5 protein-coding genes are annotated in these 10,811 nt (G+C 73.7%); 2 read left to right on the forward strand and 3 right to left on the reverse strand.

What is annotated here, in order from left to right; genetic code table 11:
- Positions 1-8: 8 nt before the first annotated feature.
- Positions 9-3,473: a DNA polymerase III subunit alpha gene (locus tag C6N75_RS03250; RefSeq protein ID WP_105867307.1), complete on the forward strand. Its 3,465-nt coding sequence runs from the start codon at positions 9-11 to the stop codon at positions 3,471-3,473.
- Positions 3,470-4,429 (forward strand): DNA polymerase Y family protein, encoded by a 960-nt coding sequence (locus C6N75_RS03255; protein ID WP_105867304.1) that lies wholly within the window; start codon positions 3,470-3,472, stop codon positions 4,427-4,429. The genes C6N75_RS03250 and C6N75_RS03255 overlap by 4 nt, the downstream gene beginning before the upstream one ends.
- An 84-nt stretch (positions 4,430-4,513) precedes the next feature.
- On the opposite strand, the gene C6N75_RS31290 is transcribed toward C6N75_RS03255, so the two are convergent.
- The 3 genes from C6N75_RS31290 to fxsT form a co-directional block, all read right to left on the reverse strand.
- Positions 4,514-4,648 carry a hypothetical protein gene (locus C6N75_RS31290; RefSeq protein WP_258177198.1) on the reverse strand — a complete coding sequence of 45 codons (135 nt, stop codon included), beginning with the start codon at positions 4,646-4,648 and terminating at the stop codon, positions 4,514-4,516.
- 16 nt (positions 4,649-4,664) lie between these two features.
- Complete coding sequence (locus tag C6N75_RS03260; RefSeq protein WP_456340825.1) at positions 4,665-8,060, reverse strand: RHS repeat-associated core domain-containing protein; 3,396 nt, start codon at positions 8,058-8,060, stop codon at positions 4,665-4,667.
- A 314-nt stretch (positions 8,061-8,374) separates the two neighbouring features.
- Entirely contained in the window at positions 8,375-10,633 is a 2,259-nt protein-coding gene (gene fxsT, locus C6N75_RS03265) for an FxSxx-COOH system tetratricopeptide repeat protein (RefSeq protein ID WP_105867306.1), read from the reverse strand.
- Between the last annotated feature and the right edge of the window lie 178 nt (positions 10,634-10,811).

The raw sequence follows: 10,811 nt of genomic DNA on the forward strand, positions 1-10,811 counted from the left end.
TCAGGGCGATCGCGTCCATCCCGCGCTCGGCGGCGCGCGCCGCCGAGCGCGGGATGGACGCGATCGCCCTGACCGACCGGGACACCGTGTCCGGCGCGGTCCGGTTCGCCGCCGCCTGCGCCAAGGAGGGCGTCCGCCCGCTCTTCGGGGTCGACCTGGCCATCGGTGAGCGCACCCGCCCCGAGCGGCCCGGCGCGACCGAGCGCCGGCGCACCCCGGTACGCGGCGGCGCCTTCGTGGACGAGTCCGCCCCCCGTACGGTCTTCCTCGCCCGCTCCCGGCGCGGCTGGGCCGAGCTGTGCCGGATGATCACCGCCGCGCACGCCCAGGACGACCCGATCAGCACGGGGGAGGGCACCGGCCGGACCGGCAGCCCGCTGCTGCCCTGGGCCGGCAACCACGGCGAGGACCTCACCGTCCTGCTCGGCCCCGACTCCGAGATCGGCCGCGCGCTCACCGCCGGCCGCCCCGACCGGGCCGCCAGGCTGCTCGCCCCCTGGCGCGAGGTGTACGGCGACGCGCTGCGGCTGGAGATCGTCCACCACGGGCGCACCGGCACCGGACCCGGCTCGCTGCGGCAGGCCGCCCGCACTCTCGGCTTCGCCGCCGAGCAGGGCGTACGACCGGTGCTCGCCAACGCCGTCCGCTACGCCGACCAGGGCCAGGGCCCGGTCGCCGACGTGCTCGACGCCGCCCGCCGCCTCGTCCCCATCGACCCCCGCAAGGGACTGGACAGCGGTGAACGCTGGCTGAAGGACCCCGCCGCGATGGCCGCCGTCGCCGACCGGGTCGCCGAGGCCGCCGGCTACCGCAGGAACACCGCCCACCGGTTGCTCGCCCTCACCGAGGAGACGGCCGCCGCCTGCCTGGTCGACCCCGAGGACGACCTGGGCATCGGCTCCGTCCACTTCCCCGAGGCCCATCTCGTCGGCGCGGGGGCGCGCACCGCCGACCGGGTGCTGCGCTCCCGCTGCGCCGCCGGGATGGTGCTGCGCGGCCTGGACCGCCGGCCGGCCTACTGGGACCGGCTGGAGGACGAGCTGCGCACCGTCGAGCGCCTCGGCTTCGCCTCCTACTTCCTCACCGTCGCCCAGGTGGTCCGGGACACCCGGGCGCTGGGCATCCGGGTCGCCGCGCGCGGCTCCGGCGCCGGCTCGCTCGTCAACCACCTGCTCGGCATCGCCCACGCCGACCCCATCGAGCAGGACCTCCTCATGGAGCGCTTCCTGTCCGTCCGCCGCCCCGCCCTCCCCGACATCGACATCGACGTGGAGTCCGCCCGCCGGCTGGAGGTCTACCGGGCGATCCTGGACCGCTTCGGCCCCGAACGGGTCGCCGCCGTCGCCATGCCCGAGACCTACCGGGTCCGGCACGCCATCCGGGACGTGGGCGCCGCCCTGTCCATGGACCCGGCCGAGATCGACACCCTCGCCAAGGCGTTCCCGCACATCCGCGCCCGCGACGCCCGCGCCGCCATGGACGAACTCCCCGAGCTGCGCGCGCTCTCCGCCGACCGGGACAAGTACGGCCGGCTCTGGGATCTGGTCGAGTCCCTGGACGCCCTGCCGCGCGGGGTCGCCATGCACCCGTGCGGGGTGCTGCTCTCCGACGCCTCCCTGCCCACCCGTACGCCGGTGGTCCCCACCAGCGGCGAGAGCTTCCCGATGTCGCAGTTCGACAAGGAGGACGTGGAGGAGCTGGGCCTGCTCAAACTGGACGTGCTCGGGGTGCGGATGCAGTCCGCGATGGCCCACGCGGTCGCCGAGGTCCACCGCGCCACCGGCCGCACGATCGACCTGGACGACGAGCGCCAGGTGCGACCCGGCGACCCGGCCACGTACCGCCTGATCCGCTCCGCCGACACCCTCGGCTGCTTCCAGATCGAGTCGCCCGGCCAGCGCGACCTGGTCGGCCGCCTCCAGCCGTCCACCTTCCACGACCTGGTCGTGGACATCTCCCTCTTCCGGCCCGGACCGGTCGCCGCCGACATGGTCCGCCCGTTCATCGAGGCCCGGCACGGCCGCGCGCCCGTCCGCTACCCGCACCCCGACCTGGAGGACGCGCTGAAGGAGACGTACGGCGTGGTCGTCTTCCACGAGCAGATCATCAAGATCCTGGACGTCATGACCGGCTGCGGCCGCGAGGAGGGCGACGCGGTGCGGCGCGGGCTCTCCCACCCGGAGTCGCAGGGCCGGATCAAGGCGTGGTTCGCCCAGCACGCGGCGGCCAAGGGCTACCACCAGGACGTCATCGACCGCACCTGGAAGATCGTGGAAGCCTTCGGCTCGTACGGTTTCTGCAAGGCGCACGCGGTCGCCTTCGCGGTGCCGACCTACCAGTCCGCCTGGCTCAAGGCCCACCACCCGGCCGCCTTCTACGCCGGGCTGCTCACCCACGACCCGGGGATGTACCCCAAGCGGCTGCTCCTCGCCGACGCCCGCCGCCAGGGGGTGACGATCCTGCCCCTGGACGTGAACCGGTCCGCGGTCGCCCATCAAATCGAACTGGTGTCCGGCTCAGCGGGTGGGCAGGAGGTGTGGGGCCTGCGCCTCGCCCTCTCCGACGTCCACGGCATCAGCGAGGCCGAGGCCGCCCGGATCGAGGCCGGCCGTCCGTACGCCTCCCTCCTGGACTTCTGGCAGCGCGCCCGCCCCGGCCGCCCCGTCGCCGAACGCCTCGCCCAAGTGGGCGCGTTGGACGCCTTCGGCGCGAACCGCCGCGACCTGCTGCTGCACCTCGCCGAACTGCACCGCAGCGGGCGCGGTACGGGAGCGGGCGGCGACCAGCTGCCGCTGACCGGCGGCCGCCGGGCGGCCCCCGTCGGGCTGCCCGACCTCGGTGACGCCGAACGGCTCAGCGCCGAACTGGGCGTGCTCGCCATGGACGCCTCCCGCAACCTGATGGACGACCACCACGGCTTCCTGGACGAACTGGGCGTCCTCACCGCCCGCCGCCTCGGCGCCGCCCGCAACGGCCAGACCGTGCTGGTCGCCGGCTCCAAGGTGGCCACCCAGACCCCGCCGATCCGCTCCGGCCGCCGGGTCATCTTCACCACCCTGGACGACGGCACCGGCCTGGTCGACCTCGCCTTCTTCGACGACAGCCACGAGCGGTGCGCGCACACCGTCTTCCACTCCTGGCTGCTGCTGGTCCGCGGCACCGTCCAGCGCCGCGGCCCGCGCAGCTTCAGCGTGGTCGGCACGGCGGCCTGGAACCTCGCCGAACTCATCGAACTGCGCGAGCGCGGCGGCCTGGACGCGGTAGCCGCCAGACTCGCCGAACCGGCCGCGGCCGACGGCGACGCGGCCGACGGGGGAGCGGCCACCGAGGGCGAAGCGCCGGCGGGCCGCCGCATCACCATGCCCAACGGCTACACCCTCAACCCCTGGTCCGACCTGCGCCCGGCCGGCGACGGAGCCGCCGTCCCGAAGAAACGGAAGCTGTGGCACCAGAGCCAGGGGAGCGCCGGATGATCCTCCACATACGCTTCACCACCGCCCCCGACCCCCTTCTGCCCGAACTGCTCGCTCTGGTGGGCGAGTTCACCCCCGTCATCGAAGCCCTCCCGCCGGACGCCGCCCTGGCCGACCTGCGCGGCGCCGTACGGTACTTCGGGCGCGGCCCCGCCGAACTGGCCGCCGTCCTGCGGGTCCGCGCACTCGCCCGGTACGGCGTCGAGTGCGCCATCGGCGCCGGGCCCAGCCCCCTGATCGCCCGCATGGCCGCCCGCGAGGCGCCCCCCGGCGCCACCCTCGTCGTCGACGATCCGGTCTCCTTCTTCCGCGACAAGCCGGTGGCCGCCCTGTACGGCGTCGGCCCGGCCACCGCCCGCGCCCTGTGCGGCTACGGACTGGACTCGATCGACCGGGTCGCCGCCGCGCCCCTCGCCGTACTCCAGCGCATCCTCGGCGCCCGCGCGGGCCGGGACGTCTGGGAACGCGCCCAGGGCATCGACCGCTCGGCCGTCACCCCCAACGCCGCCGCCCGCTCCCTCGCCGCCGAACGCCGCTTCGACCGCGACGAACTGGACCCCGGCCACCACCGCCGCGCCCTGCTCTCCCTCACCGCCGAACTGGGCGCCCGCCTGCGCACCGAGGACGGTGGCCAGGTCTGCCGCGCCCTCACCCTCACCGTCCGCTACGCCGACCGCTCCACCACCACCCGCACTCGCACCCTGCCCGAACCGACCGCCCACACCACCGCGCTCACCACCACCGCCTACGCCCTCCACGACGCCCTGGCCCTCCAACGCGCCCGCGTCCGCGCCCTCTCCCTGCGCACCGAGGGCCTCACCCCGGCCGCCCACGCCGCCCACCAGCTCTCCCTCGACCCGGCCGACGACAAGGTCCGACGCCTGGAAGCGGTCGCCGACCGCGCCCGGGCGCGCTTCGGGGACGGGGTGATCGGGCCGGGGACGCTGGCGGCGTGAACGCCGAAGGGCCGCCCCGCGCACACGGGACGGCCCTTGGCCGGTATGTCTCGGTACGTCACCGAGGAGCGCCGTCGTCCTCCGCTACTTGCCGCGGCCTCGCATCAGACTCACCGCGAAGAACACGATTCCCACGGCGACCAGCACGCCGAAGGTGATGGAGAGCCACGGCGGGCCGTCGGGCCCTCCGCCGGGGGCTGCGAGCAGTAGCGCGTTCATATCGGGTCCTCTCCGTTCACCAGGTGTACTTGACCTTGGCCGAGCAGCCCGGCTTGGCGCTGTACGAGGTGCTGGCGCCGGCCGAGGTCTCGCCCTGGGTGTTCGCCGAGGCGCGGTAGTAGCCGGCGGAGCACTCCGCCTCGCCGGTCCAGCCCGCGGAGGCGTCACTGGCGCTGGCCTCGTAGCCGCCGCTCACTCCGGGCGTACCCGCTCCGACGGAGGCGCTGGGGTGGATCGCGCCGTCGTCGTTGACGCTGACTCCGCCGCCGAGGCAACCGCCGAAGGCGCAGACCTCCAGGTTGATGCCCTGCGAGGCGAGCCCGCTCGGGTCGATCCGGTTGACCGGGTCGCCCTCGGCGTACAGGTAGGGGTTCTTCTCCTGGCCCGAGGGGTCGGGCTGGGTGAAGCGGCCGATGTTGGGGTCGTAGTAGCGGGCCCCGTAGTGGTACAGGCCGGTGGCGTCCTGGTAGCCGCCGGCGAACCGGTAGGGCTGGGGCACCGTCTCGCTGGTGCGGGACGACACGCGGACGCCGCGGGGGCTGTAGGTGTAGCTGTCGACCTTGGTCCCGGCCTCGTCGGCCAGGGCGACCACGCTGCCGAGCGCGTCGGTCAGGTAGTAGTAGGACTTGCCCCCGGTGGTCATGGAGTTGAGGGTGCCCCCGGGTTCGCGGTTGAAGCCCATGTCCACCCCGGCGGTGGTCTTCGCCGACAGGCCCAGCGGCCCGTGGTGGAAGAAGGTGTCACCCAGCTTGATCCGCTCGCTCTGGTCGGTCGAGGCGTACTGGCCCGCGTAGGTCTTGCCGCCCACGGTGAGCGCCGTCATCTGCGAGTAGTCCGACCACTTCACGCCGGTGCGGATGGCGTCCGCCTCGGAAGCGGCCGCCGTCTCGTTGCCGACCTTGTCGTAGGACCAGGCGCCGGTGACGGAGGACTTCGCCGTGATCTGCTGGGCGTCGTTGATCGTGTACGTGGTGCCGCGCGGGCAGCCCGGGTCGACACCCTGGCTGGTCAGGTTGCCGGCCTGGTCGTAGCAGTACTGCCAGGAGTCGGTGACGGCCCCGCCCTTCTCGTCCTTGGCGTAGGAGAAGCGGCCGGCGCTGTCGTAGGAGTACGTGGTCTTGTGGCCGCTCACCGCGTCGGTCTTGGTGCGGATCTTGCCGCCGTCCTTGGTCCCGTTGGCGTACGAGTAGGACAGGTCGACCAGGGTGCCCTTGGGCGAGGTCGTCTTGATCTTCTCGGGCCGGCTGGACTTGTCCGGGGTGATCGTCTGGACCGTGCCGCCAGGGTACGTCGTCTTCGTACGCGTGTCGTTGCTGTCGTACGCGTACGTGGTGACCTTGCCGGTCGGGTCCTTCAGCTCCTTGAGCTTGTTGACCTCGTTCCAGGTGTAGTCGGTGGTGCCGGCCGGGTCGGTGTACGTGTCGACGTTGCCCGCCGCGGTGTACGTGAGCTTCGTCTGCGAGCCGTTCTGAAGGGTGCGGACCGTCTCACGCGACAGCGGGTCGAAGGCGTAGCCGGTCACGCCGGTGCCGTCCGAGCGCTGGACCAGGTTGCCGTCGCCGTCGTAGGCGTAGGTGACGGTGGCGTAGTTCGAGGAGTCGACCTTGGTGATCCGGTCGCGCTCGTCGTACTCGTACAGCACCGTGACGCCCCGGCCGTCGAGCGCGGAGACCACGCGGCCCAGGTCGTCGTAGCGGTAGGTGGTGACCCCGAGCGGCGCGGGCGGGGTGACCTTGGTGAGGTTGCCCTTGGCGTCGTAGGTGAAGGAGGTGGACACCGACTTGGCGTCCGTCATCTTCACCGTCACCTTGCAGCGCTGGCCCTCGAAGCCGCCGCAGGTCGGGGTGGCCTTGTTGTAGTCGAAGGTCTGCTTGCCGCCGCCGGTGCCGGTGACGGCGACCGAGGCGGTGTTGCCCGCCGCGTCGTAGGTGTAGTCCGTCTTCTCGGCGTCCGCCGTCGTCATCGAGCCGGGCAGGTCGGCCCCGGCGATGGTCTGGTAGCCGGTCACCGTGGACGTGGCGCCGGTCGGCAGCTTGGCGGAGGTCGGGTTGTTGCGCCCGTCCCAGCCGTAGGTCGTGACGTTCCCGGCCACCGAACCGGTACCCATCGCGTCGGTCGCCGTCTGGATGTTGTTGTTGGCGTCGAAGGACTTCGAGCGCGAGTGGCCCAGCGCGTCGGTGACCTTGGTGACCCGCCCGTCCCCGTCGTGCTCGTGCTTGGTGGCGTGGTCCTCCGGGTCGGTGACCGTCGTCGTCCCCGCCGCGCTCGCGTCGGTGGCGTGCGAGTAGGCGTAGGTGTAGGTCGGGCCGGTGTGGCCGGAGCCGTTCTCCTCGGTCGCCCGCAGCATCGAACGCACCCGGTTCTGGGCGTCGTAGGTGAAGACCGTGACCCGCCCCTCCGGGGTGGTGATCTTCGTCAGCCGGCGCGAGGAGTCGTAGCCGAAGGCGGTGACCTTGCCCTCGGTGTCGGCGGTCCGGGCCAGGTTGCCCTCGGCGTCGAGGTCGAAGACGGCGGTGCGGCCGGTGTGGTCCTTGGCCTGCCACTGGTCGGGGTACGTCTTGACCAGGTCGACCCAGCGGCCCGAGCGGGTCTCGGTGAGCTTGAAGCCCTTGTGCTCCTCGCCCTCGTCGTGCTGGTCGACGGTGATCGTGCCCTTGTTGCGGTCGGTGACCTTGGTGAGGATGCCGTACTGGTCGTAGGTGTCCTTCACCCCCGACTTGCGGTCGGTGAGCGTGAAGGTGCCGTCGGCGTTCTTCTTCAGGTCCTTCGAGTAGCCCTTGGGCGTGGTGAACGACCCGTCGGTCGCCTTGACGAAGTCGACCGAGGCTCCGGTCGCGTCATAGAGGACGACCGAGTTGCTGAAGACGTGCAGGTAGCGCTCGTACTCCTGCCACCAGTGCTCGGAGACCTTGCCCCAGGGGGCGTCGAAGGAGTTGTACGTACGCGCCAGGCGGAGCTTCTGCCCGACCCCGGCCACCTCGAAGTCGGTGGCGGCCAGCATCAGGTTGCCGTTGGAGAGGTTGACCCGGGCCACCAGCGAGTCGGTGATCCGGAAGCTCGACATCTGGTGCCAGGGCACCGCGCCCTGACCCTCGGGAACGTAGACCAGCGTGCCGCTCGCCGCGCGCGGCGCCGGCTTCCCGGCCGACTGCCGCGCCGACTTCCGCGCGGCCCCCGGCGTGCGGGCGCGGTCGCGCTGGGCCGCCTCCCACGCGGCCTCGGCCGGTGAGGCGGGCGCCTCGGCGGTGTTGGGCACCGGCCGGGTGGTGCCGACCTTGACCGGCGGCACGGTGAACCGAGGCCCGTCCGTCTTCCCCCACACCGAGCGCGGACCCGGGTCCGCGGCGGCCGGCTCCGCCAGCACCGGCGCCGCCGCGGCGGCCAGCGACAGAGCGGCGACGGCGGCCACCAGACCGTACCGGGACGATCTGCGGGCACGCCGAACAGACGTGCCCGAAGCACGTGAGTGCATGGAATTCCCCCATGGAACGGTTTCCCACCAGCCCCAACGGCCACTGGGCGCACACACGTTCACACGAGACCTTCACGGCGGCCATCGGGCTTCCCGCGATCTTGAAACACACACGGTCTAGATTTGGCCATGCTGTTTCGGCCGGTCAGGTCGTTCGACACGTCGGGCCAAACACCCCAAGGGGGTCAAAGAAGGCCCTGGTCAGGCGCGTGTCTCCCGCCATACGGAAACGTCGCGCGCTCGAAATGGCTTGATCATTGCGGTGGTTGAACGGGTGCCCGCCGGCGGCGCCAGGGCCTGCGGCGGCCGGGGCCGGCCTCGGCGGCGGCGAGACGGGCGCGGGCGGCCTCGGTGTCGGGGTGGTCGGGACCCAGGGCGCGCTCGAAGGCGGCGAGGTTCTGCCGGTGCAGGCCGACGGCCTCCCGGTGGTGGCCGAGGGCGGTCAGCGCCAGGGCCAGGTTGGCGCGGCTCTCGCAGGTGTACCGGTGCTCGGCGCCCAGCAACCGCACGCGGGCGGTGACGTTCCGCCGGTGCAGGTCGGCCGCCTCCGCGTGCCGGCCCAGCCCGCGCAGCGAGTCGGCCAGGTTGTGGCGGCTGGTGAGGGTCCCGGGATAGTCGGGGCCGAAGGTGTTCTCACAACCGGCGAGGGTCTGCCGGTGCAGGTCGGCGGCCTGCTGCCACCGGCCCAGGGAGTTCAGTGCGGCGGCGAGGTTGTTGCGGCTGGCCAGCGTCCTCGGGTGGTCCGGCCCGAAGGCGTCTTCACGGGCGGTCAGGGTCTGCCGGTGCAGGTCGGCGGCCTGCTGGAAGTAGCCGAGCCCGTGCAGGGCGGTGGCGAGGTTGTTGCGGCTGGTGAGGGTGAGCGTGTGGTCCGGGCCCAGGGTGTGCTCGCGGGTGGTGAGGACCTGCCGGTGCAGGTCGGCCGACTCCGCCAGGTCGCCGAGCGTACGGAGGGTGACGGCGAGTTCGTTGCGGCAGGTGAGGGTGTCGGGGTGGTCCGGGCCCAGGGTGTGCTCCTGGGTGGCCAGCGTCCGCCGCTGGAGGTCCGCCGCCTGCCGGTGCTCGCCCAGCGCGCGCAGGCCGACGGCCAGACGGAGCCGGCTGGTCAGGGTGTGCGGATGGTCCGGGCCGAACCGGTCGTTCTCGGCCTCCAGGACGTGCCCCCGCAGCAGTACCTCCTCCGTGGTGGCGCCGGCCGCGTGGAGCGTTCCGGCCAGGGTGTCCAGGCTGTCCCGGGCGGCCGGGAAGTCGTCGTCCGACGCCCGCTCCAGGGACGCCGGGAGGTGCGGGGCGAGCAGCCTGGCGACCGGCCACCCCGCGCGCCCCGCCGCGGCCGTGTCCGCCACGGCCTGGTCGAGGTGGTGGTCGATGGCGTCATACCAGGAGCCGGAGCCGGGGTCGGAGCCGGAGTCGGAGTCGGAGTCGGAGCCGGAGCCGGAGTCGGGGCCGAGGGCCGCCACCTCGCGGACGAGGGGGTGCAGGGCGACCTGGGACGGCTCGCCCCGCACCCCCTGCGGACTGCCCAGGAGCCCGTAGCGGTGCAGGCCGGCCAGCGCCGCGTCCACCTCGGCGGCGGTGGCGGGCAGCCCGCACGCGTCGCTCACCAGGGCGGGGGTGACGAGGGTGCGGGGGACGGGGGCCGCCTCCAGCAGCGCGAGCAGCCGGAGCAGCGGCCGGGCCAAGGCGATCCCGTCGGCGGCGAGCTGGTCGAGGGAGAGGTGCCAGGTGTGGCGTACGACGGACCGGGCGAGCACCGGATCGGCGGCGGCCCGCGGATGCTCGGCCCCGAGCAGGTCGCCGAACTCCCGCCCCAGCGCCTCCCGGTAGTCGGTGAAGTGCCGGAACCGGCTGGTGGGCGAGGCGAGATACCGGCCCGCCGCCTCCAGCGCGAGCGGGAGTCCGCCGAGCCGCGCGCCGAGCGCCGCCGCCTCCTCCTCCGTCCCGGCCTCGGGCGCGGCGTCCCGCAGCACCGCGCCGGCGGCCTGGTCGTCCAGCGGTCCGAGGTGCAGCAGGGTGGCGCGCGGACCCCAGGTGGCGGCGGACGTGTCGCGGCTGGTGATCAGGAGCAGCCCGGGTCCGTCCGGCCGCAGCCAGCCCCGGTAGCCGGCGATCGGCTCCCCGGCGGGGCCGACGCGCTCCGGGGTGTCGACGTTGTCGACGACGATCACCCAGCCTCGTACCGCTGACAGGTGCTCCCAGACGGTGTCGACCAGCGCGGCCCGACCGGTGCGGGCGGCGTCGAGCCGGGCGTCGGTCAGCCCGAGGGCCTGCGCGATCCGGGTCAGCTCACCGGCCAGTCGGGCGGCGTCGTCCCGCCAGCGGACGAAGAAGACGGCCCGCCCCTCGGCTGCGGCGCGGCTCGCCGCCTCCGTGGCCAGGGTGGTCTTGCCCAGCCCCCCGGCCCCGCACACGACGGCCATGCCGCCGGTACGCACCAGGGCGTCCAGCGTGCCGAGTTCGGGTTCCCGTCCGCGTACCGGCGCGGCGGGGGCGGGTGCGCGCTGAGAGGCGTGCACCCCCCCCGCCGGCCCCCCATTCCCCGCCCGTCAAGCCACCACCGGGCGGCTGCGGCGCCCGCCCGGGGCGGGCCCCCCCCCCCCCCCCCCCCCCCCCCCCCCCCCCCCCCCCCCAGGAGAACCCCCCCCACCCCCCCCCGCCGATACGCGCGGCTCGCCGCGTACGCCCAGTCCCAAC

Source organism: Streptomyces solincola (genome assembly GCF_002982015.1).
In the GTDB taxonomy this organism is placed as follows: Bacteria; Actinomycetota; Actinomycetes; order Streptomycetales; family Streptomycetaceae; genus Streptomyces; species Streptomyces solincola.